General features: G+C 64.0%; 19 protein-coding genes. 10 read left to right on the top strand and 9 right to left on the bottom strand.

The genetic code is table 11. From position 1 onward, the window contains the following. Nucleotides 1-1380, bottom strand: coding sequence for an MFS transporter (locus JAB1_RS06095; protein WP_070279183.1), 1380 nt, complete (start codon nucleotides 1378-1380; stop codon nucleotides 1-3). Nucleotides 1381-1502: 122 nt separating this feature from the next. Between JAB1_RS06095 and JAB1_RS06090 the strand changes: the two genes are divergently transcribed. Beyond that, a complete protein-coding gene (locus tag JAB1_RS06090; protein ID WP_254671989.1) occupies nucleotides 1503-2153 on the top strand; it encodes a TetR/AcrR family transcriptional regulator in 651 nt (216 codons plus the stop codon). 21 nt (nucleotides 2154-2174) lie between these two features. Here JAB1_RS06090 and JAB1_RS06085 read toward each other — a convergent pair whose 3' ends face one another. From JAB1_RS06085 to JAB1_RS06075, 3 genes are read right to left on the bottom strand one after another with little or no spacing between them, the layout of a single operon-like run. After that, nucleotides 2175-3638, bottom strand: a complete 1464-nt coding sequence (locus JAB1_RS06085; RefSeq protein ID WP_034777919.1) for an ATP-binding protein — start codon at nucleotides 3636-3638, stop codon at nucleotides 2175-2177. Beyond that, nucleotides 3631-4344, bottom strand: a complete 714-nt coding sequence (locus JAB1_RS06080; protein WP_034777921.1) for a response regulator transcription factor — start codon at nucleotides 4342-4344, stop codon at nucleotides 3631-3633. Before JAB1_RS06080 ends, JAB1_RS06085 begins: the two co-directional genes overlap by 8 nt. Further along, entirely contained in the window at nucleotides 4319-5647 is a 1329-nt protein-coding gene (locus JAB1_RS06075) for an ABC transporter substrate-binding protein (protein WP_254671988.1), read from the bottom strand. The genes JAB1_RS06080 and JAB1_RS06075 overlap by 26 nt, the downstream gene beginning before the upstream one ends. Nucleotides 5648-6002: 355 nt before the next feature. Between JAB1_RS06075 and JAB1_RS06070 the strand changes: the two genes are divergently transcribed. The 7 genes from JAB1_RS06070 (at nucleotide 6003) to JAB1_RS06040 (ending at nucleotide 14501) form a co-directional block, all read left to right on the top strand. Further along, a complete protein-coding gene (locus tag JAB1_RS06070) occupies nucleotides 6003-7268 on the top strand; it encodes an ABC transporter substrate-binding protein (protein WP_034777923.1) in 1266 nt (421 codons plus the stop codon). Between the two features lie 111 nt (nucleotides 7269-7379). Beyond that, a complete protein-coding gene (locus JAB1_RS06065; RefSeq protein ID WP_070279812.1) occupies nucleotides 7380-8294 on the top strand; it encodes a sugar ABC transporter permease in 915 nt (304 codons plus the stop codon). 8 nt (nucleotides 8295-8302) lie between these two features. Beyond that, complete coding sequence (locus JAB1_RS06060) at nucleotides 8303-9142, top strand: carbohydrate ABC transporter permease (RefSeq protein WP_034777925.1); 840 nt, start codon at nucleotides 8303-8305, stop codon at nucleotides 9140-9142. 10 nt (nucleotides 9143-9152) lie between these two features. Next, entirely contained in the window at nucleotides 9153-10286 is a 1134-nt protein-coding gene (ugpC, locus tag JAB1_RS06055) for a sn-glycerol-3-phosphate ABC transporter ATP-binding protein UgpC (protein ID WP_070279181.1), read from the top strand. Between the two features lie 90 nt (nucleotides 10287-10376). Then, nucleotides 10377-11612: a carbohydrate porin gene (locus JAB1_RS06050; RefSeq protein ID WP_070279180.1), complete on the top strand. Its 1236-nt coding sequence runs from the start codon at nucleotides 10377-10379 to the stop codon at nucleotides 11610-11612. A 112-nt stretch (nucleotides 11613-11724) separates the two neighbouring features. Continuing rightward, on the top strand, nucleotides 11725-12756 hold the full coding sequence (locus JAB1_RS06045) for a ParB/Srx family N-terminal domain-containing protein (RefSeq protein ID WP_175445025.1): 1032 nt from the start codon (nucleotides 11725-11727) through the stop codon (nucleotides 12754-12756). Nucleotides 12757-12833: 77 nt separating this feature from the next. Continuing rightward, entirely contained in the window at nucleotides 12834-14501 is a 1668-nt protein-coding gene (locus JAB1_RS06040) for a ParB-like protein (RefSeq protein WP_070279179.1), read from the top strand. Between the two features lie 70 nt (nucleotides 14502-14571). On the opposite strand, the gene ugpC (JAB1_RS06035) is transcribed toward JAB1_RS06040, so the two are convergent. The 5 genes from ugpC (JAB1_RS06035) to JAB1_RS06015 all read right to left on the bottom strand — a co-directional run bounded on the left by ugpC (JAB1_RS06035) (nucleotide 14572) and on the right by JAB1_RS06015 (nucleotide 20354). Next, entirely contained in the window at nucleotides 14572-15681 is a 1110-nt protein-coding gene (gene ugpC, locus JAB1_RS06035) for a sn-glycerol-3-phosphate ABC transporter ATP-binding protein UgpC (RefSeq protein WP_070279178.1), read from the bottom strand. 9 nt (nucleotides 15682-15690) lie between these two features. Next, a complete protein-coding gene (locus JAB1_RS06030; RefSeq protein WP_034777933.1) occupies nucleotides 15691-16560 on the bottom strand; it encodes a carbohydrate ABC transporter permease in 870 nt (289 codons plus the stop codon). After that, the gene (locus JAB1_RS06025; RefSeq protein WP_034777935.1) at nucleotides 16557-17441 is read right to left on the bottom strand and encodes a sugar ABC transporter permease; all 885 of its coding nucleotides are present in this window, start codon (nucleotides 17439-17441) and stop codon (nucleotides 16557-16559) included. Before JAB1_RS06025 ends, JAB1_RS06030 begins: the two co-directional genes overlap by 4 nt. A 115-nt stretch (nucleotides 17442-17556) precedes the next feature. Next, nucleotides 17557-18810, bottom strand: a complete 1254-nt coding sequence (locus tag JAB1_RS06020) for an ABC transporter substrate-binding protein (RefSeq protein ID WP_034777937.1) — start codon at nucleotides 18808-18810, stop codon at nucleotides 17557-17559. A gap of 245 nt (nucleotides 18811-19055) precedes the next feature. After that, nucleotides 19056-20354: a carbohydrate porin gene (locus JAB1_RS06015; RefSeq protein WP_052140684.1), complete on the bottom strand. Its 1299-nt coding sequence runs from the start codon at nucleotides 20352-20354 to the stop codon at nucleotides 19056-19058. 346 nt (nucleotides 20355-20700) lie between these two features. Here JAB1_RS06015 and JAB1_RS06010 point away from each other — a divergent pair, with 346 nt between their 5' ends. Both JAB1_RS06010 and JAB1_RS06005 read left to right on the top strand, forming a co-directional pair. Next, nucleotides 20701-22614, top strand: a complete 1914-nt coding sequence (locus JAB1_RS06010; RefSeq protein WP_083299583.1) for a glucokinase — start codon at nucleotides 20701-20703, stop codon at nucleotides 22612-22614. Next, complete coding sequence (locus JAB1_RS06005; RefSeq protein WP_071653302.1) at nucleotides 22598-23677, top strand: LacI family DNA-binding transcriptional regulator; 1080 nt, start codon at nucleotides 22598-22600, stop codon at nucleotides 23675-23677. The genes JAB1_RS06010 and JAB1_RS06005 overlap by 17 nt, the downstream gene beginning before the upstream one ends. The last annotated feature ends 10 nt before the right edge of the window (nucleotides 23678-23687 follow it).

Below are 23687 nucleotides of genomic sequence, written 5' to 3'. Positions count from 1 at the left end.
TTACTTCGGCGGCAAGTAGTACAGCGGCAAGGCCACGGCCAGGCACGCCAGCCCTGCCAGCAGCATCGCCAGCTGAAAGCCGGCGGCCAGGGCGGCAACCTGCCCGGCCCGCTCCAGCAGGGTGGCGGCGCGCAAGCTCATCACGCTGCCCAGCACGGCCACGCCCATGGTCATGCCCGCCTGGCGCAAGGCATTCATGATGGCCGATGCCATGGCGGCCCGCTCGCCTTCCACGGCTGCCATCGCCAGCAAGCCCGTGGCTGGCACGGCCAATCCCATGGCCAGGCCCAGCAGGCCGAACAGGCTGCCGACGATGGCGTAGGGCGTCCGCGGCGCCAAGGTCGCTGCCGCCAACAGCACCAGCCCCGCCAGCACATAGCCCGCCAGCATCAATCGCCGCAGGGACACGTGGCGGCTGAGGCGGCCGAAGCACAGGGAAACGATGCCCATGGCCGCGAACTGCGGCAACATGCGCCAGCCGCTGGCGCCCGCCGGCCAGCCCTGGATTTGCTGCAGGTACAGCGAGAAAAAGAACAGGCTGCTGTAGCAGGCAAACCCCAGCACCAGCGAGGCCAGGTTGATCACCGCAAAGGTCCGGTCGCGAAACAGACGCAGCGGCAACAGGGGGCGCGGCGCGCGCGCTTCGACGGCCAGGAAGGCGATAAAGGCCAGCAGCGCCCCCCCCAGCGATGGCCAGGCAGCCATGCCGCCCGGTCCGCCCGCCTCGCCCAGTGCGATCAAGCCGTAGGTGAGCGCGCCGAGCCAGACGATGCTGAGTACCTGCCCCGTCCGGTCCAGCGCCGCCTGTTCACGGTAATGGCGCTCCGTGATGCCCCAGGCCCCCAGCAGCATGGCCAGCAAGCCCAGCGGCAGGTTGATCAGGAAGATGCTTTGCCAGCCCGTGGTCTCCAGCAGCATGCCGCCCAGCAGCGGCCCCAGGATCAGCGCCAGCGCGCTGAAAGCCGACCAGCCGCCGATCACGTGCGCCCGTTCGCGCGGGTCGGGAAACGCGTGGCTCAGTATCGGCATCGCGCCGGGGATCAGCAAGGCCCCCGCGATGCCCTGCACGGCCCGGCCCGCCAGCAATAGCGGCAGGCTGGCGGCCAGCGCACACAGCAGCGAGCCCACTGTAAATAGCGCCACGCCCAGCAGCCAGATGCGCTTGTGCCCATGCCGGTCGCCCAGCGGTCCGGCGGACAGCATGCAGGCCGACAGGCACAGCGCATAAGCGTTGACCACCCACTGCAAGCCCGCCATATCCGTCGCCAGCGCCGTTTGCAAGGTGGGCAAGGCCACGTTGACGATGCTGATATCGAGCGAAGCAAGAAAGGTTCCAAGGTAGGCGGCGGCTACCAGAGCCGCCCGGCGATAACGTTGCATGAGTGGTTCCGATGTATGAGTTTGCCTTCATCATAACCATCGACTGACCGTCGGTCAATTAAAAACCAATCGTGTGCACCGGTGAGCTTTGGCAGCGCCAGCGCTTCACTTATACTAGAAGCATGACTACTTTCCTACGCGCCATGCACGACGCCGCCCCTGCCACGGACGCGCCCGCACGCCCCCGCACCAAACCAGCCGAAGTGCGCCTCGATGAATTGATGACCGCCGCCGAGCGCCTTTTCCTCGACAAGGGTGTTGACGCGACCACCGTCAGCGACATCACCACCCTGGCCGGCGTGGCAAAAGGCACGTTCTATCATTATTTTCCGTCCAAGCACGAGATGCTGGCGGCGCTGGCCGAACGCTATACGCAGCATTTCCTGGCCAGCCTGGAAGCGGCCATCGACCTGTGCATGCCCAACGACTGGGAAGGCCGGCTGCGCGCGTGGGTGCAGGCGAATGTCGCCACTTACCTGGGCACCTGGCAATTGCACGACATCGTCTACACGAGCCACCGGCGCAGCATCGGCATCGACCCTGCGGACAATCCCGACAAGAACGCCATCCTGGCCCAGCTCGGCGCCATCCTGGCGGGCGGCGCGGCGGCGGGCGCATGGCCCCTGCCACAGCCGCGCCTGGCGGCCCTGATGATTTACTCGGCCGTGCACGGCGTGACGGATGACGCCATCGCCGCCCAACTGCAGGACAGCAGCGCCTTCGCCGCTGACGTGGCCGACGCCTGCCTGCGCATGCTGGGCACGCCGCACTGACGCGGCAGGCATGGCGGCACTTCAGTGTGCCGGCAGGCGGATGGTCGCTTCCAGGCCGCCGTCGCGATGGTTGGCCAGGGTCAGCTCGCCGCCATGGGCCTGGATGATGCTGCGCGCGATACCGAGCCCCAATCCCATGCCATGCGCGTTTTGCTCGCGGCCATGCTCCAGGCGCACATAGGGCTGGAACAGGCTGGCGAACGCCTCTTCGGCCACGCCGGGGCCGTCATCACGGATGCGGATCACCACGTTGACGCCTTCGCGGCACGCCGACAGGTGGGCCGTCTTGCCATAAAACAGGGCATTGTCGAGCAGATTACCGATGGCGCGCTTCAGGGCCAGGGGCTTGGCCTTCACGCTCAGGCCCGTCTCCGCGTAATGCACTTCATGACCAGCCAGCTGGGTCCCGCGCACCATGCGCTGCAGCAAGGGGTCCAGCCGCACCTCGGTGGCGTTTTCATGGATATCGCTATCCTTCACGCATTGCAGCGCGCCCTTGACCATCATGTCCAGCTCATCGAGGTCATCGTGGAATTCGTTGCGCTGCACATCGTCGTCGAGCAATTCCGTGCGCAATTTCAGGCGCGTGATGGGCGTGCGCAAGTCGTGCGAAATCGAGACGAACAGCCGTTCGCGGTCTTCCAGGTAGCGCTGGATGCGTTCGCGCATGCCGCTGAAGGCGCGCGCCGTCTGCACGAACTCGCGGCTGCCCGTCTGCGGCAGGGGCGGCGGCGTCTCGCCACGGCCAAACGCTTCGGCCGCGTCCGACAAGGCGGCCAGCGGCCGTGTTGTCCAGCGTACGACGAGGATGGACAGCAGCAGCACGGCCGCCAGCGACAACGCTTGCAGCAATACCCGGTCCAGTGTCCACGGATTACTGCTTTGCAAGAAATACGGGTTGGGCATCAGTGCCGCCAGGTACAGCCAGTTGCCAGGCTCCAGCTCGGCCTGGATCACGAGGACGGGCGCGGGATTCGGTTTCAGCAGCAAGATGTGCTGCACCCAGTTTTCCGGCAAGTCGCCGATGTGCGCGCCGCTGTCGGCCACCACCAGGTCGCCCGGCCAGGCGAAGCCCACGCGGTAGCCGGCCAGCTGCGGCAAGTCGTTCTTCAGCGCCGCGCCCACTGTGGCCACCACCGTATCGGCCAGCGCGTGCGGGGCGATTTCGCGGATGGCCAGCGGCCCCTGGTTGACGTTGACAAAGAAGCGCGTGCCGCCCATCTCGCGAAATTGCTGGATCAGGATGGGACGGTAGTTCGCCGGCAGGCTGAGGAAGAAACGGATGGTGCTGGCGGCGCTGCGGGCCAGGTGCTGCGAAGCCATGCGCGCCTCCACCGCCGAGTCGCGGCGCAGCTGCGTGGCCCAGATCAGGTTACCCACCAGTTGCGTGGCCAGCACGCCGGCGACCATCACCACGGACAAGCGCCCCAGCAGCGACGGCGGCAACAGGCGCTCGAGCAGCCGGCGCGCGCCCCGCTCAGGCATGCGCACTGCTCACGTCGGCAGAAAAGACATAGCCGGCGCCGCGCACCGTCTTGATCAGCATGGGCTGCTTGCCATCGTCCTTCAGGCGCAGGCGCAGCCGGCTTACCTGCACGTCGAGCGAACGGTCGAGCGGCCCCGCGTCGCGCCCCCGCGTCTGCTCGCACAGCACGCTGCGGTCGAGGATATCGCCCGGATGCTCGACAAAGTAGCGCAGCAGCTGGAAATCGAGGCCCGTCAGCTGCAGCGCTTCGCCATCGGCATCCGTCACCGTGCGCTCCAGCGTGTCGAGGGTGAAACCGACGAAGCGGTAATAGCGGGGCGGCGCGGCCGCGTCGATGCCCGTGCGGCGGTGGATGGCCTTGATGCGCGCCAGCAATTCGCGTGGACTGTAGGGCTTGGCGATGTAGTCGTCGGCGCCCAGTTCCAGCCCCACCACCCGGTCCGTCTCGTCGGAGCTGGCCGTCAGCATGATGATGGGCACGTTCGAGCGGGCGCGCACCACCTTGCACAGGGCAAAGCCATCCGTGTCGGGCAGCATCACGTCGAGGATCACCAGCGACAGGCTGTCGACGTGGCGGTGGAATTCGGCCAGGAAGGTGGCGCCATCGTGCGCCAGGCCCACCTCGTACTGGTTCTTTTCCAGGTAGGCCTTCAACAGCATACGGGTCTTTTGATCGTCGTCAACGACCAGGATTTTGCGTGACATGGTCTCGTCCTTTTTTATTCAGCGCCTGCAACATGCTGCCGATACGGCGCTGAGCGTCGGCCGCGCTGATCGTCTCGTCCAGGAAGTAGCGGTGCACTTCGGCGATGATGGCGTCCTTGCTGGTTTCATCGGTGGCCATGCGGTGCACGAGGCTGGGCGCCTGGAACGCGGCGCCGCGCGCGAACGCCTGCGCCGAGGCGCGTGCACAGCTGTCCAAACGCGACAGGTCGGCCTGGCGCAAGGCGGGAATCGAGCCCTTCACCTGGCTGTATTCGAGCTGCACGGGCAGCGAAGCGACCACCTGCGCCAGCTTTTCCTGCGCGCCCTGGTGCGTGTAGTCGGACGCGAACATGGCCAGCGTATCGATGCTGTACAGGTGGTAGTCGCCCGTGTCCGGTGCGGCGGCGCAGCCGAACACCTCGTCCGTGGCGCGGCCCCAGGCGTTCAGCTCGCCCTTCGCCCAGTCACCCATGATGTACATGGCCGCCTCGCCATCGCCCACCTGGCGCGCCATTTCGGGCCAGCCCTGTTCGCGCAGCGGCGCGCCCATCCACTGCTTCAGCGACCTCAGCCGCTGCAAGGCGTGGCGCAGGCGCGGGTCGGCATACGCCTCGGCTTTCTTGTCGACAAACAGGGCGCGGTAATACGCGGGCCCCGATTCGGCCAGCACCAGCGTTTCAAACAAGGTCGCCACCTGCCACGCTTCGCTGCTTTGCGCCAGCGGCGTGATGCCGGCCTGGCGCAGCTTGCCGGCCACGCGCTCGAAGTCGCTCCAGCTGCGCGGCACGGCCAGGCCCAGGCGCTGGAAGATCTTGCGGTTGTAAAACAGGGTATTGATGCGGTGAATGCCGGCCGGCACGCCCATCGTATGGCCCCGGTTTTGCAGCAATCCCCACACGGTGGGATACATGGTCGCGCGCCAGTTGTTGCTGGCGGCGACGCTGTCGAGCTGCAGCAGCAAGCCCAGGTCGCTCCACTCGCCCAGGGTATAGCCGATCAGCTGCATGACTTCCGGCGAATTGCCGGCCAGCACGCGGCTCTTCAAGACCTTGCCCGCGCCGACCCCGGCGCCGCCCGCAATGCCCGCGTCGCGCCATTCGATGCCTTCCTGCGCCAGGCGTGCCACCAGCACGTCGGCGGCGCGGCGTTCGCCGGTGGACGTCCACCAGTGCAGCACTTGCAGCGGCTCGGCCCGCACGGGCACGCTGCAGAACAGGGCGGCCAGCAGCGCCAGCGCCGCCACGCCGCGACGGCGGGCGGCCCCGGCATGGTGGTCGGCGGTGCTGCGCGGTGGCGTCTTCAATCCTGTCCCCTTTTTCTTGTCGCGACAAACTATAGCCCAACTACAAAACAGCATGTTGGTAATTTAGTACCTTGATTTGTAAAGAAATGTGAGCTTTTGTTGCCCTATCTTGCGCGGAGGATAAACCGGGCCAGCCACCCGACGCCCCGCGCGGCGCGCCACGGCAGCGGATGACGGTAAGGAAAGGTAAGCAAGCGCACCTGCACATTTGAAAATTACCCTTTTAAATCAACAGGATAAGAAAAATACATCGGTCCAATGCCGGGCGCTGGCGTCACATTTTCTCCGATGCTACTGTCCGCCAACTGCAGCGTAACCGGCAGTAAAACAAGACCAACACCAACAAGGAGACGACATGCAACTGCATGCAAAAGGCGGCGTAGCCGCGCGCAACACATTGCTGGCCCTGCTGCTGGCCAGCGGCACGGCACAGGCTGGCACGCTCACCATCGAAAGCTGGCGCGTGGATGACAAGACCCTGTGGGAAACGGTACTCATTCCCGCCTTCCAGAAAAAGCACCCTGGCATCGAGATCAAGTTCTCGCCCACGGCCCCCACCGAATACGATTCCACCCTGAACGCGCGCCTGAGCGGCGGCACGGCAGGCGACTTGCTGGCCTGCCGCCCGTTCGACGTCTCGCTGGCCCTGTACAAGCGGGGCCAGCTGGAAAAGCTCGACGGCAAGGCCGGCATGGATAACTTCCCCGCCTCGGCCAAGGTGGCGTGGCAGACGGACGATGGCAAGGACACCTTCTGCATGCCGATCGCCTCCGTCATGCATGGTTTCCTGTACAACAAAAAAATCTTCCGCGAACTGAAACTGCAGCCACCCGCCACGGAAGAGGAATTCTTCAAGGTACTGGAAACGGTCAAGAAAAGCGGCAAATATGCACCCTTGGCGCTGGGCACGGCCGACCAGTGGGAAGCGAACCAGGTGGTCTTCACCAGCATCGGCGCCAATTACTGGAAGGGTGAAGAAGGCCGCAAGGCGCTGATCGCCGGCAAGGCCAAATTTACCGACCCGCAATTCGTCGCCGCCTGGGAATACGAGGCCCGCCTGGGCAGCTACCTGTCCAAGGGGGCCAGCGCGCAAACCTATGGCGACAGCCAGAACCAGTTTGCGCTGGGCAAGGCCGCCATCTACCCGTCCGGCTCCTGGGACATCGCCTACTTCAAGCAAGACCCGGAACTGGAACTGGGCGCCTTCAACCCGCCCGTGCGCAAGGCCGGCGACAAGTGCTATATCTCGGACCACACGGACATCGGCATGAGCGTCAACAAAAAGTCGAAGAACAAGGAAGACGCCTACAAATTCCTCGCCTGGCTCGGTTCGCAGGAATTCGCCGACATCTACACCAACAAGGTGACGGGCTTCTTCTCTCTGTCGAACCATTTGATCTCCATCAAGGACCCGCTGGCCAAGCAAATGAACGGCTGGCGCGCCAGCTGCGCCTCGACCATCCGCCTGAACGCGCAAATCCTCAACCGTGGCGAACCGAGCATGGAAAACGAGCTGTGGAACGTCAACGCCCAGGTCTTGAACGGCAAGCTGGCGCCGAAGGACGCGGCGCGCCAGATCCAGTCCGGCTTTGCCAAGTGGTACAAGCCGCAGCAGCAATAAATCCCTCCCTCCTCCCCGCGCAACCGGCCTGAGCAAAGCGATGCGGCAGCCGGTGGCACGGTTTTGCCGGCGGCCCCGCCGCCGGTGCTTTTCTTCGTCTGGAGTTTCGCCGTGAAAAAAGCTTTCCCATGGCACGTGCTCGTGTTCCTGGCACCGGCGCTGGTCATTTACTCGCTGTTCAGCGCCCTGCCCCTGGCCGATACCCTGCGTCTCGGCCTGTACAAGACCGACGAGAGCGGCCAGCACCATTTTGCCGGCCTGGCCAACTACGCCACCATCCTGTTCGACCCGCAATGGTCGCAAAGTTTCTGGAATGCGATGTGGAACAACTGCAAGTTCTTCCTCATTCACATGCTGCTGCAAAATCCCATCGGCCTGCTGCTGGCCACCCTCTTCAGCCTCAAGGGGTTGAAGGGCGAGCGCAGCTACCGCACCCTGATCTTCCTGCCGACCCTGCTGTCCGTCGTCATCATCGGCTTCATCTGGCAGCTGATCTTGTCGCCGCTGTGGGGCGTGGGCCAGTCGCTGATGGATGGCGTCGGCATCGGCAGTTACTTCGCGCCGTGGCTGGGCCAGGAATCGACGGCCCTGCTGACCATCGCCCTCATTTCGGTTTGGCAATATATCGGCATTCCCATGATGCTGATCTATGCGGCCCTGCTGGCCGTGCCCGAGGAAATCATCGAGGCGGCCCACGCGGAAGGGGCCAGCGCCATGCGCATCTTCTGGCAAATCAAGCTGCCGCTGATCTGGCCCACCCTGGGACTGGTGACCATCCTCACCTTTGTCGCCAATTTCAACGCCTTCGACCTCGTGTATTCCGTGAAAGGCGCGCTGGCGGGACCGAACTACGCCACCGACATCCTCGGCACCTTCTTTTACCGCACCTTCTTCGGCTACCAGGCCCAGCTGGGCAGCCCCACCATGGGCGCCGCCGTGGCCACCATGATGTTCCTCGTGATCCTCGTGGGCGTGGGCGTGTATTTCTTTTTCGTGCAGCGCAAGCTGACACGCTACGAACTGTAAGGGCCGCCATGCGCAACGTTTCCACCCGCCCCCTGGGCCGCGCCGCCGTGCATGCGATCCTGGCCGGCTACACCATCATCGCCCTGTTCCCCATCGTCTTGATCTTGATCAACTCGGTCAAGACGCGGGCCGCCATCTTCGACAATCCGCTGGCCCTGCCCACGCCCTCCACCTTTTCGCTCGTGGGCTTTCACAAGGTGCTGGCCAATTCCGACTTCCTGCTGTACTTCGGCAACAGCCTGTTCGTCACTCTGCTGTCGCTGCTGCTGATCGTGCTGTTCGGCGCCATGGCGGCCTGGGCCTTGTCGGAATACACGTTTACGGGCAACCGCCTGCTGACCCTGTACCTGGCGCTGGGCATCATGATCCCCATCCGCCTCGGCACGGTCTCCATCCTGGAACTGGTGGTGCGGCTCGACCTGATCAACACCCTGAGCGCGCTGGTGCTCGTGTACACGGCGCAGGGCTTGCCGCTGGCCGTGATGATTCTGTCCGAATTCGTGCGCCAGGTGCCGCGCGAGCTGAAGGATGCGGCGCGCTGCGACGGGGTGGGCGAATTCGCCATCTTCTTCCAGGTGATCCTGCCCCTGATCCGCCCCGCCATCGCCACGGTGGCCGTGTTCACCATGATTCCCGCCTGGAACGACCTGTGGTTCCCGCTGATCCTGGCGCCATCGGACCGCACCAAGACCGTCACTCTGGGCGTGCAGCAATTCATCGGCCAATACGTGACGGACTGGAACTCCGTGCTGGCGGCGCTGTCGCTGGCCGTCATTCCCGTGCTCGTCATGTACGTCATTTTCTCTCGTCAACTGATCCGCGGCCTGACGTCCGGCGCGGTCAAATAATAGGTGCGCCATGGCCCATGTAAGCCTGCAACAACTGACCAAATCCTACGACGGCCGCCACAATGTGCTGGCCGGCATCGACCTCGACATCCGCGACGGTGAATTCGTCGTGCTGGTAGGCCCTTCCGGCTGCGGAAAGTCGACCTTGCTGCGCATGCTGTGCGGCCTGGAAAGCATTTCGCAGGGCACCTTGTCCATCGGCGGCAAGGTTGTCAACGACTTGCCGCCGGCCGAACGGGGCATCGCCATGGTCTTCCAGAGCTATGCCCTGTATCCGCACATGAGCGTGTACCGCAACATGGCGTTCGGCCTGAAGATCGCCGGCGCCAGCAAGGAAGCCATCGCCCAGCGCGTGCGCCACGCGGCCGCCATCCTGAAGATCGACCACCTGCTGGAACGGCTGCCGCGCGAACTGTCGGGCGGCCAGCGCCAGCGCGTGGCCATCGGCCGCGCCATCGTGCGCGAACCGCAGCTGTTCCTGTTCGACGAGCCGCTGTCCAACCTCGACGCGGCCCTGCGCGTGCAGACGCGGCTGGAAATTGCCAAGCTGCATCGCCAGTTGAACGCCACCATCGTGTATGTGACGCACGACCAGGTCGAGGCGATGACCCTGGGCGACAAGATCGTCGTCATGCATGGCGGCCATATCCAGCAGGCCGGCACGCCGCTCGAGCTGTACCAGCAGCCGGCCAACCGCTTCGTGGCCGGCTTCATCGGCGCGCCGATGATGAATTTCTTCGAGGGCAAGGTCATCGCCGCGCAGGACGATGGCGTGCGCGTGGCGCTGGCCAGCGGCCAGGAAATCACGGCCCTCGTCGATCCGGCCGGCTTGCTGCCGGGCGATGCCGTCACGGTCGGTCTGCGCGCCGAACATATCCTGGAAAACGGCGATGGCAGCGCCCAGTTCCAGGGCGTCGTCAGCCTGGTGGAACACCTGGGCGAAGCCAACTTCATCTACCTGGCACTGGACAACGGCCAGGAACTGGTGATACGCGGCGATGGCAACAACCGCGTGCCGCTGGGCCAGCCATTCACGGTCTCGGCCGCCAGCAACGCCTTCCATCTGTTCGACGCGCAAGGCGTGGCGCGCACGCGGCGCGAACCCGGCAACCTGATTTCATCGAAACAGATTTTGGCCGCCTGAGCTTTCCGCCCAGGCAGTCCCCCGATTGGATCGGCAGCGATCCGGTACGACGTGCCCAAGCACGCATTTTGATAACGACAAGGAGATTCCATGCAACACCCGATCAAGACCTCGCTGACCCTGGCCTGCACTATGCTGCTGGCCTGCGGCGCCGCCCACGCCAGCGATGCCGAAGGCGAATACCACGGCTACTTCCGCGCCGGCCTCGGCTCGAGCTCGGACAGCCGCGGCCCGCAAAGCTGCTACGGCCTGGGTGGCAACACCATGCGCTACCGGCTCGGCAACGAATGCGACACCTATGGCGAGTTCGAATACCAGAAGGAAATGGCCAAGTCGCCCAATGGCGTCAGCTTCGTCGGCCATATCATGGTGGCCGCCTACACGCCCAGCTCCGCCGTCAGCGATTCGGAACTGAGCATGTCGAAGATGTACGTGGAAGCGAAAAACATCGCCATGCTCAACGGCGGCACGGCCTGGATCGGCAAGCGCTACTACATGCGTCCCGACATCCACATGCTGGACTTGCAATACATCAATATGAACGGCACGGGCGGCGGCATCGACCAGTACAAGCTGGGACCGGGCCGCATCAGCTATGGCTTCTTCAAGGATAACGACAAGCCCGGCAACTCGGCCATCCGGCAAAATCTCGTCTACCAGGGCATCCCCATCAACCAGGATGGCACGCTGGAAGTGCTGACCACCCTCATCACGCCCGACAAGAAGGACAGCACCTCGCACAGCGGCTGGCAGGCCACCGTGCTGCACAAGCAGGATAAAGTGTGGGGCGGCGCCAACACCTTCGGCATCCAGTACGGCGTGGGGCCGGGCACGGGCGCCGGCGGCCAGTGCTGCGACCGCATGGGCACGACGGGTTCGATCCGCAACGGCAGCGACGTCACGCGCCTGCGCATCTTCAATTCGCTGTGGATACAGCCGACGCCGGAATGGAGCGCGGAAATGATCGCCATCGTGCAGCGCGACAAGTCCGACGCCACGGGCGGCAGTTCGACCTGGACCACCCTGGGCGTGCGCCCCGTGTATGCCGTCAACGACAACTTCAAGCTGCAATTCGAGCTGGGTACGGACCGCGTGACCTCGCCCACGGGCGGCGCCGCGCAGCGCCTGACCAAGCTGACCTTCGCGCCCACCCTGACAGCGGGCAAAGGTTACTGGTCGCGTCCCGAGCTGCGCGCCTTTGTCACCTACGGCAAATGGAACGACGCCGCCACGGCCGCCGTCAACAAGGCCAATGAATCGGGCCCCGTCTACGGCAACGCCACCAGCGGCACCTCGTTCGGCCTGCAGGTGGAAACGTGGTTCTAAGCGCTGGTTTTCATTACCCATCTTGATATGGCGCAGTGCATGCGCCTGTCGGACTGCGCGAAATCGCGTGCCGCGCTATGCTGCACGCCATACCGCTCACTTCGGAGGTCGCATGCACACCGCATTTCCCCGGGTCGCCGCCGCGCTGGCCCTGTCTTTCGCCAGCATGGCCTGGGCCCGCGATGCCGCCGTCGCGCCGGCCCCCGTCCTGAGCGCGCGCCAGCAGGCGCTGATGGCCACCGTCGTGGGCAGCGCCGCCCAGCCGCGCATCCTGCAGGTAAGCCTCGATGAACTGCATCCGACCCAGCCGGCCATCGGCTACGACCAGGTGTACTACAAGCTGGGACGCTATGCGGCCGAGGAAAAACACATCGCCGACATCGCCAAGCCAAAGAAATTCGCCGACCTGTGCGAGGCCAATGGCCAGGGCGACGTCTTGCCCGGCACGGCCAATGTGGCAGGCGCCACCCTGGCCGCGCCACCGGCCGGCTACCGCTGCAAGGCGGCCGTGGGCAGCCGTCCCGACGACATGAAGACTGTCGTCATCGGCCCGCGCGGCACCGTGTACCTGACCGATGGCCACCACACGTTTTCCACTTTCCGGGATGCCGATGGCGGGCGCAATCATCGATTGAAGGTCTGGGTCAAGGTCAGCGACAATTTCAGCGCGCTGGGCGAAGCGGCCTTCTGGACGCGCATGCGCGAAGAGAACAAGGTGTGGCTGAAAAACGGCCAGAACCAGGCCATCACGCCGCAGCAGCTGCCGTCCGCCATCGGCCTGAAGGCCCTGGGCGACGATCCGTACCGCTCGCTCGTCTACTTTACGCGCGGGATCGGCTACAAGCCGCCCGACAAGGCCACGGAATTCCTCGAATTCTACTGGGCCGACTGGCTGCGCCGCAAACCGGCGCTCAACCTGGAACGTGCCAATCTGCTTGATCCCGCCGCGTATGCCAGCGCCATCCTGCTGGCCGCGCAGGCGATGGTGGCGCTGCAACCGGCGGAGATCGTCAGCGGCGGCAAGCGCGCGGCGGACCTTGGCGCGCTGCGCGAAATCGACCACGCAGCATTCGACGAACTGACCGAAGACAAGGGCAAGCTGGGCTACGCCATCGGCTACCGCAAGTCGCTGCCGCGCCAGTAACCTCCCGGCGTGTCATCATCCTGACATCTGCGCCCGCTAGCATGTCGGCACTTTTCAGGCCGACATCACGGGACACCATGTACAAGCACAATATCCGCCGCAGCACCCGCAGCACCTTGGCCATTGCCATCGCCCTCGCACTGGGCGCCAGCCTGGCCGCCTGTGGCGGCAACGACTATCGCGACACCAGCACGGCGCCCGTCGCCCCAGTGGAGCCCGTCGCCCCCGCACGCATCCTGAACGTGGTAGCGGCCACCGGCAAGGCCGTGGCGAATGCCTCCGTCACCGTGCTCGACGCCGGCAAGAATGTCGTCGGCAGCGGCACCACGGACGCGACAGGCAAAGTGGCCATCACCCTGGCTGCCGCGGCGAAGGCGCCCTTCCTCGTCTCCGTCACGCCGGCAGGCGGCACCACGCTGTACGCACTGTCGCTGAAGGAAAGCGCCGTCAACCTGACGCCGCTCACCTCCGTCATCGCCATGCAACTGCTGGGCAGCATCCCGTCGAGCGCATCCCCCGCCAGCCTGGCCGCCATCGATGCGGCACGCCTGCAAACGGCGCAGACGCAGCTGGGCACGGCCCTGGCGGCGCCCCTGCAAACCCTGGGCATGGCGGCCAGCTATGATTTCGTCAATGGCCCCCTGACGCCGAACAGCAAGGACCCTGCCGACGTCCTGCTCGACAACCTGCAGGTAAAACAGAACGGCACGGATATCGACATCGTCAATGCCAGCGGCAGCATCGTCGCGCAGATCATCGACGGCGGCGCGCCGCTCGCCACCGGCAAGAGCGTGCTGGAAACGCCGCCCGTGCTCAGCGCGCGCCAGCAAGTCCTGGCAGCCACGGCTGCCGGCACCGATGTGGCGCCCGTCTTCCTGCAAGTGTCGCTCGACGAACTGCACCCCACGCAACCGGCCATCGGCTACGACCAGGTGTACTACAAGCTGGGCCGCTATGGCGCGGAAGACCTGGTCATGGCCAAGACCAACAAGCCGAAGAAATTCGCCGAACTGTGCGAAGCCAACGGCCAGGACGACGTGGTGAGCAAGACGGCCAACGTGGCCGGCGCCACCCTGACCAATCCACCGGCGACGTTCCAGTGCAAGGCCGCCGTGGGCACCAAGCCGGGCGACATGAAGACCGTCGTCATCGGCCCGAACGGCACCCTGTACCTGACGGACGGCCACCACACGTTTTCCGCCTTCCGCGACGCCGACAATGGCCAGAACCATCAGCTGAAGGTCTGGGTCAAGGTGACGGACAATTTCAGCAAGCTCAATGAATACGATTTCTGGGCGCAGATGAAAAAGGTCAACAAGGTCTGGCTGAAAGACGGCGGCAACAAGGCGATCGCCACCAGCCAGCTGCCCGCGTCCATCGGCTTGAAGTCGCTGGGCAACGACCCGTACCGCTCGCTCGTCTACTTCACGCGCGACGCCGGCTACGTGGTGCCGTCGACGGCCACGGAATTCCTCGAATTCTACTGGGCCGACTGGCTGCGCACACAGGCCGGCATCGACCTGGCCAAGACGGATACACGCGACGCCGCCAGCTACATGGCCACCATCAAGAGCGCATCGACGGCGATGGCCGGCCTGAAGGCGAACGATATCGTCAGCCGCGGCGTGACGGCGCAAACCCTGGGCTGGACGGGCGTCTTCAGCCAGGCGGCGCTGGACGACCTGGTCACGCCAACGGGCAAATTGACCTACTCCATCACCTACAAGAAATCGCTGGCAAAGTAAGCGCACCGGCGTAAACAACAACGGCCCGCCTGTCAGCTGACAGGCGGGCCGTTTTCATGGGTAACGACGCTTACGCGATGCGTTCACCATTCTCCGGATCGAACAGGGCCGCTTTCGACAGGTTGAACGACAGCTGCATGGTCTGCCCCGGCAGCACGGCTTCGCGCGGGTGCGTGCGGCAAGTCACGGCGGCGCCGTTCAGGCGCGTCGTCAGCAAGGTATCCGGGCCGGTCGGCTCGACCAGATCGATCAGGCAACCGAGTTCCTGGCCCACGTCGCCGTGCGCGCTGCTCATGTCCGTGATCTGCTCCGGGCGCACGCCCAGGATCACGTCGCGGCCCGCATAGCTGCGCAGCTTGTCGGCCGCGAACGGCAAGGCCAGGCGCATGCTCTTGCCCGCGTTCTCGATGGCGACAAACACCTCGTTGCCTTCGATGACAGGCTTGACGGTGATGAAGTTCATCGATGGCGAACCGATGAAGCCGGCCACGAACAGGTTGGCCGGGTTGTCGTAGATTTCCTGCGGCGTGCCCAGCTGCTGCACCACCCCATCCTTCATGACGGCGATCAGGTCGCCCATGGTCATCGCCTCGATCTGGTCATGCGTGACGTAGACGATGGTGGCCTTCAGGCGCTGGTGCAGCAGCTTGATCTCGGCGCGCATTTCCACGCGCAGCTTGGCGTCCAGGTTCGACAGCGGTTCGTCGAACAGGAACAGCGACGGCTTGCGCGAAATGGCGCGGCCCATGGCGACCCTCTGGCGCTGTCCGCCCGACAGCTGCGCCGGACGACGGTCGAGCAAATGCGTGATCTGCAGGGTTTCGGCGACGCGGGCGACGATTTCTTCCTGCTCCGCCTTCGGCACTTTTTTCACGTTCAAGCCAAACGCGATGTTTTCGCGCACCGTCATCGACGGGTACAGCGCGTAGGACTGGAACACCATGGCGATGTCGCGGTCCTTCGGCGGCAGGTCGTTGACGACCTTGCCGTCGATGAGGATTTCGCCCGACGTGACGCTTTCCAGGCCGGCCACCATGTTGAGCAAGGTCGACTTGCCGGAGCCGGAGCCGCCGACGAGGATCAGGAACTGGCCATCCTTGATCTCGATGTCGATACCCTTGAGGACTTCGACGCCATTCGTGTACACCTTGCGGATGCTGCGTATCGATAAACTGGACATATTCTTTCCTTAACCTTTGACTGCGCCTGCGGTCAGACCGCGCACAAAATAACGGCCTGCGACCAGATAGACCAGCAGGGTCGGCAGCGCGGCAATCACCGCGGCCGCCATGTTGACGTTGTATTCCTTCACGCCCGTGGACGTGTTGACCAGGTTGTTCAAGCCCACCGTGATCGGCTGCGAATCGCCGCTGGCGAAGACGATGCCGAACAGGAAGTCGTTCCAGATCTGCGTGAATTGCCAGATGATGCAGACGACGAAAATCGGACCCGAAATCGGCAGCACGATCTTGCGGAAGATCAGGAAGAAGCCGGCGCCGTCGATGCGCGCCGCCTTGATCAATTCTTCCGGCACGCCGATATAGTAGTTACGGAAGAACAGGGTCGTGAACGCCGTGCCATACACCACGTGGACGAAGACCAGGCCGGTAGTCGTATTGGCCAGGCCGAATTCGCCCAGCAGGCGCGCCATCGGCAGGATCACCACCTGGAACGGAATGAAGCAGCCCACCAGCAAGGCGGCAAACAGGATTTCCGAACCGCGGAAGCGCCAGTGTGCGAACACATAGCCGTTGAAGGCGCCCAGGAAGGTCGAGATCAGCACGGCGGGAATCACCATCTTGATCGAGTTCCAGAAGAACGGCTGCATGCCGTCGCAGGTGACGCCCGTGCAGGCCGATGACCAGGCCTTGGACCAGGAATCGAACTGCCACACGTGCGGCAAGGCCAGCAGGTTGCCGCTGCGGATCTCGTCGAGCGACTTGAACGACGTCGACAGGGTCACGTACAGGGGCACGATGTAGTACACCGCAAACAGAATCAGCAGCAGGTATACGACCACCCGTCCGAGGGTGAGGCGATTATTGCGGGTAGGTGTCATCTCATCGCCTTTGCGCTGCGCGTTTCCAGGTACATCAGCGGCACGAGCACGGCCACGATGGTGGCCAGCATCATCATTGCCGATGCCGAGCCCAGGCCCAGCTGGCCGCGGGTGAAGGAAAACTGGTACATGAAGATGGCCGGCACGGACGACGAGTTGCCAGGTCCGCCAGCCGTCAATGCGATGACCAGGTCGAAGCTCTTGATCGCGATATGCGCGAGGATCAGCAGCACGCTGAAGAACACGGGACGCATGGCGGGAATCACGATGCGCCAGTAGATCGTCGGCAGGGATGCGCCATCGACTTGCGCCGCCTTGATGATTTCATCATCGATGCCGCGCAGGCCGGCCAGGAACAGGGCCATGACAAAGCCCGACGACTGCCACACGCCGGCGATCACCACCGTGTAGATGGCCATGTCGGAGTTCACCAGCCAGTCGAAGGTAAATGAGGTCCAGCCCCAGTCGTGCATGACCTTTTCCAGGCCCAGGCTGGGATTGAGCATCCATTTCCAGGCCGTACCGGTGACGATGAAGGACAGCGCCATCGGATACAGGTAGATGGCGCGCAGCGCGCCTTCGGCGCGGATTTTCTGGTCCAGCAGGATGGCCAGGAACAGGCCGATGGCGATGCTGCAACCGATGAACAGGACACCAAAGATGCCGAGGTTCTTGAGCGAGGTCCACCAGCGCTCATTATCGAACAGCTCGTAGTATTGCACCAGGCCGGCGAACTCGTAGTTCGGCATCAGCCGCGATTCGGTCAGCGACAGCCAACCGGTCAAAAAGATAAAACCATAGACGAATACCAAGCTGGCGATGAGCGTGGGGCCCAACACCATCTGCGGTATCCATCGGTCGAATTGCTTGCGTATGGACATAGGACAGCCGTAGAAGTAGAACTGCGTGTGGCGCCGGCCTGGTCGAGCGCCAGGGCGGACGCCTGCGATGCATGCGATGCAGCGGGCGCCGGCGGGAGTGCCGGCGCCGTCGTGATTACTTCACTTTTGCCGCTTTGGCCAATGCTGCAACCGCGTCTTTCGAGCTCATGTTGGTGTTCATGAACTTGGCGATGACGTCGGTCACGGCGCCTTGCGTGGCCGATGGCAGCGCCATGCCGTGGGCGAACGATGGCACCAGGCCGCCGGTCTTGTTGGTGGCGTCCATGTCTTCCATCGATTTCAGGGCGCAAGCGTCAAACTTGTCCTTGGAAACGCCGGAACGCACAGGGATGGAACCCTTGTTCAGGTTGAAGATCGACTGGAACTTCGGATTCATGATGGCGTTGGCCAGGGCGATCTGCCCCTTCTTCGCATTCGCATCCTTTTGCGTGAACATGGCAAACGAATCGATATTGAAGGTGTAGGCCTTGTCCGTGCCAGGAGCTGCCACGCACAGGTAGTCCTTGCCCGGCACCTTGCCTGCGGCCGTGAACTCGCCCTTGGCCCAGTCGCCCATGAATTGGAAGCCGGCCTTGTTGTTGATGACCATGGCGGTGGCCAGGTTCCAGTCGCGGCCTGCCGCATCCTTGTCGATGTAGGTCTTCACCTTGCCCAGGGTGTCGAACACCTTGAGCATGGTCGGGCCGGTCAATTCCTTCTGGTCCAGCTTGAGGATGGCCTTTTTGTAGAATTCCGTGCCGCCCACGCCCAGCGCGACGGATTCAAACACGGTGGCATCCTGCCATGGCTGGCCGCCGTGGGCGATCGCGATGCCGCCCGATTTCTTGATTTTCTCGGCCGCGTCGAAGAACGCATCCCAGGTGGTCGGGGTGGTGGCCACGCCGGCTTTTTTCAGCACTTCCGGGTTGACCCACATCCAGTTGACGCGGTGGACGTTGACGGGAGCGGCGACGTAGTGGCCCTTGTATTTCATGATGTCGGCGACGACTTTCGGCAGCACGGCATCCCATTTGCCTGGAATGGCGGCATCATCGATATTCGCCAGCACGCCTTCTGCGCCCCATTCCTGGATCGATGGGCCCTTGAGCTGGGCAGCCGTTGGCGGGTTGCCGGAAATGACGCGGGTTTTCAGCGCGGTCGCGGCGTTTTCGCCAGCGCCACCGGCCACGGCGAAGTCTTTCCAGCCAAAGCCGCTTTCTTTCACGATTTGCTGCAACTGGCCCACGGACTTCGCTTCGCCGCCGGAGGTCCAGTAGTGCAACACTTCCACGTCGGTCGCAAAGGCGCTGCCAGCGAATGCCAGGGTGGTCAATGCGGCCAGTTGGGTAATCTTGAATTTCAGTTTCATCTCCACATTCCTTTTTTGATCAAGCTTTTAGGGGGCTTCGGCATACGGGAGCCGAAAAAGGTGAAATCTGCGCCTGTACCGGCGCTCTTGTACTCAGACCCGCTTGCAAACGGGCATCATCTTCAGTGAAAAGACGGCGCCGTGATCCATGAAACGACTACATTGCATTTATATCACGGGACGGCGCCAAAAACGCATCCGCGAAGGATGCGCCAGGTTGATTTAGACTTACAACGCCTGCTAACTTAGAACCAGGTTTCTACCTGGAAACCGTAGGACGTGCCGCTGGTATTGTTGTTGTAGATCGGGCCGCCGTTGTTCGACGCATTGACCGAGGCGGTGGCCGCATCGTTCCATTTGCCGTACGTCACGAAAGCGCGCAGTTCAGGACGCGACCACAGGCCAGGACCGGCCGAGATCGTCGGTGCGATGGTCAGCTTGGTCAGGCGCTTGGCTGGCTGGCCGCCCGATTGCGTCACGCGGTCCGTGCCCAGTTCGCCCACCAGCTTGAAGTTGTTGGTGAATGCGTACACAGGACGCACGCCGACCGAGGTCCAGGTCGAGGAACCGGCGGCGGTCGATTCGTCTTTTTGCCACAGGGCGACGAATTCCATGCCGAAGTTTTCCATCGGCTGGATCGCCATGTCATTGAAGACGCGCGTGCGCTTGCGGTCAGAACCGTAGGAAGTGCTGCCCGAGGCGCCGAACTGTCCGTTGCCGTCACCGCCAACACCAGGGCCGACGCCGTACTGCACGCCGAAGGTGTTGCCGCCGCCGAAGACTTTGCCTTGACGGTGGAATGCCGACAGTTGCCAGCCATTATGTTTCGGGCCGTAGATGTCGTTGTCCTTGCCTTCGGCCGTGATGATGGTCGCGGCCAGGTCCAGGGTGCCATTTTCATTGACGGGAATTTCGCCGTAGATGAAGTTCTGGCGCACGGCGGAACGGGTGCCGGTGATGGCGCCAGTGTTCTTGTCGCGGGCATTGATGTCGTTGTCCTTGAAGAAGGCATACGAGAATTTACCCGGGCCAACAGGAATGCGGTCCAGGCCGGCGCCCGTGCCGTTCATGTTGATGTATTGCAGATCCAGCATGTGGATGTCAGGACGGTAGTAGAAACGCTTGCCGACCCAGGCTGTGCCGCCGTTCAGGAAATCGAGTCCCTGCGCTTCGACATAGGCCTTGACGATGCCCAGTTTGTTGTCGCCGAAATCCGAGTTTGGCGCGTAGGCGTTGACCCAGATGGTGGCCAGGTAGTTCACGCCGCCGGACTTGGCAACAGACTTGGTGTAGCCGAATTCCGTGTAGGCGTCGCACTCATTGCCCAGACGATATTTCATGGTATTGCCACCCAGGCCGAAGCAGCCTTGCGAACCGCCGTCGCCCGACGTATTGCTGCCGGCGCCAGCGCGCAGGTAGCCGTGGAAGCCTTCGGAGTCGGATGGGTACATGGGGTCGGCGGCAGCGGAACCGCTGGCGATGGCCAAGACGATGGCAGCTGGCAGTGTCTTCAACACGGCCTTCAACATGGTGCGATGCAGCATGGTAAGTCTCCTCAGTAATTTATTTTTTATCTAGTCATTCGTGGCCGAATGTACTGGCCAGAATTCTTTCCAGCAGGGACATAGTAACTATACTACGAACAAATATCAACATATTATGTTGTAATCCTACGACTACTCTGCGACACTTTATTTGCGCAGGGATTTGCCAGTTGACGGCCCTGATTTTTCAGCTGGCGCCGCCCGTTTCTGGCACTGCGTGCAAGCATTTGCGCGGGTGCCCCGCATTTTTCGGCACGCGGCACGTATACGAATTAAAATCCTTGGTTTTTGCCATAACGACAGTGCGCCGCCATGACAGCGCACGCAAACGAGACTAGGCACCGCCATGAAAATTGATGAAAAAATGGAAGTAGCAGGCAGCGATCCGGCGGAGCGATTCAGTGAAGGGCCACGCCTGCTGGCCGACATCGGCGGCACCAATGCCCGCTTCGTGCTCGAAACGCGCCAGGGCCACCTGGAAGCGGTGGCCGTGCTGCCTTGCGACGACTACGCTTCGCTGCTCGACGCCATCACCGCGTATATGGATAGCAGCGAGGCGCGCGCCGCCGGTTCGGCCCGCGTGCGCCATGCGGCCATCGCCATCGCCAATCCCATCGACGACGACACTATCCGCATGATGAACCATCACTGGTTCTTCTCGATCGAGGCCATGCGCGCCACGCTGGGCCTCGACACCCTGCTGGTGGTGAATGACTTCACGGCGCTGGCCATGGCCCTGCCCTATCTGCGGCCCGACCAGCGCCTGCAGATCGGCGGCGGCATGGCGCGCGCCGACAGCGTCATCGGCCTGCTTGGTTCGGGCACGGGCCTGGGCGTGTCGGGCATGATCCCCGCGGAAGACCGCTGGATCGCGCTGGGCAGCGAAGGGGGCCACGTCAGCTTCGCGCCCTGCGACCAGCGCGAGATGGACGTGCTGTCCTTCGCCTGGCGCGAACTGTCGCACGTCTCGGCCGAACGCCTCGCCTCCGGGCGCGGCCTGGAACTGATCTACCGCGCCCTGTCCGAACGCGCCGGCAAGCCCGACGCGCTGCCGCTGCTGGCAGCCGAAATCACCAGCCGCGCCCTGAACAATGAATGCGAAGTGTGCCTCGAAGCGGTGGACTGTTTCTGCGCCATCCTCGGCTCCATCGCCGGCAACGTGGCCATGACCCTGGGCGCGCTGGGCGGCATCTATATAGGCGGGGGCATCGTGCCGCGCCTTGGTCCTCTGTTCGAGCAGTCGCAGTTCCGCGCCCGCTTCGAGCAAAAGGGCCGCCTGAACGACTATCTGGCGCAGATCCCCACCTTTCTGATCACGGCCGAACTGCCGACGTTCCTCGGTATCGCCGCCATCCTGGCGCAAAAGCTCAAGCGCGCCCATTCCGGCGCGCCCGTGCTCGAATCCGTGCGCCAGGCGCGCGGGCGCATGAGCCCCTCGGAATGCAAGGTGGCCGACTGGGTGCTGAAGGAGCCGAACGCCATGCTGACCCTGCCGATCGCGGAAATCGCCCAGAGGGTCGGCGTGAGCCAGCCGACCGTGATGCGCTTTTGCCGCTCGATCGGCGTGCAGGGCCTGGCCGACTTCAAATTGAAGCTGGCGTCCGGCCTGACGGGCGGCGCCATCACGGTGGCCCACTGCCACGTGGAGATCTCGGACTCCGACGCCGAACTGGCGCGCAAGGTGTTGGGCAATAACGCCTCGGCCGCGCTGGCCATGCGCGACATGCTCGACGTGAAGGCGCTGACGGCGGCCATCGAGCTGCTGCGCAGCGCGCAGCGCGTGGAGCTGCTGGCCGTGGGCAGCGCCCGCGTGGTGGCCGACGACATGCAGCACAAGCTGCTCAACCTGGGCATCGTCAGCAGCTTCTTTGCCGATCCGCAGGCGCAGGAAATGAGCGCCGCCATGCTGAAACCGGGCGACGTGGCGCTGGTCATTTCCCGTTCGGGCGCCCTGCCCGACCTGCTGCGCACCGTCAAGGTGGCGCAGGGCTGCGGCGCGCGCGTGCTGGCGATCACGGCCAGCGGTTCGCCGCTGGCCAAGCTGGCCGACGTGCTGCTGACCTTGAACCACCCGGAAGGCAATCTCAATTTCGTGCCCATGATCGTGCGCCTGCTGCAGCTGATGATGCTCGATATCCTGTCCGTGGGACTGGCGCGGCGCGACACGGCGCAGCGCACCAGCGCCGCCGAACTGGAAGAAGGCCAATTGCACGGCATGCGCATCAGCGGCAAGCTGAAGTTCGGTGGCCACCTCGAATAAGGCGGCGCACGCCGCCCCCGATACCGCCAGCGGCGCCACCGTGCACGACGTGGCGCGCGTGGCCGGCGTATCGGCCATGACGGTATCGCGCGTGATCAATGGACGCAGCAGCGTCAGCGCGGCCACGCGCGACAAGGTCGAGGCGGCGATCGCCAGCCTGCGCTACCAGCCCAACCTGGCGGCCAGGGCGGCCCGCACGGGCACCCTGCGCATCGGCCTGTTGTACAGCAATCCGAGCGCGGCCTTCCTCAGCGAATTTTTAGTTGGCGCCATGGACCAATGCCGCCAGGGCGGCGGCCAGTTGCTGCTGGAACGCTGCGAAGACCTGGACAGCCAGCGCGCCGGCATCGATTGCCTGGTGGCGGCCGGCGTGGACGGCATCCTCGTGCCGCCGCCCCTGTGCGATTCGCCGGAAGTGCTGGCGCAACTGAACCGGATGGGTATCCCGGCCATCGCCGTGGCCACGGCGCGCCCCTCGCCCGGCGTCTCGGCCGTGCGCATCGACGACTACGAAGGCGCGCTGGCCATGACGCGCCACCTGCTCGCACTGGGCCACCGCGACATCGGCTTCATCGAAGGCGATCCGGCGCACACGCCCGCCCTGCTGCGCCGCCAGGCCTTCGAGGACGCCATGCGGGAAGCCGGCTTGCAGGTGCCGCCGCACAGGGTCGCGCAAGGTTATTTTACGTATCGCTCGGGACTCGACGCGGCGCGCCGGCTGCTGGTGCAGAAACCGCACCCGAGCGCCATCTTCGCCAGCAACGACGACATGGCCGCCGCCACCCTGGCCGTGGTGCACGGCATGGGCTTGCAGGTGCCTGCGGAATTGAGCGTGTGCGGCTTCGACGACACGCCCGTCGCCACCACCGTCTGGCCCGAGCTGACCACCATCCACCAGCCCATCGCCGATATGGCGCGCGCCGCCGTCAATCTCGTCATCGACGAAATCCGCCAGCGCCGCGCGGGGGAACCGGCCACCGCCACGCATCATTTGATGGCGTTTACCTTGATGGAGCGGGCGTCGACGGGACCCGTTACGCGGGGTCAGACCCGCCGGGTCTGACCCCGGCATT

It is taken from the genome of Janthinobacterium sp. MP5059B, from assembly GCF_001758645.1.
Classification (GTDB): Bacteria; Pseudomonadota; Gammaproteobacteria; order Burkholderiales; family Burkholderiaceae_D; genus Janthinobacterium; species Janthinobacterium lividum.
The sequence above is the reverse complement of the archived record's forward strand: the minus strand, read 5'-3'. Positions and strand labels throughout refer to the sequence as shown.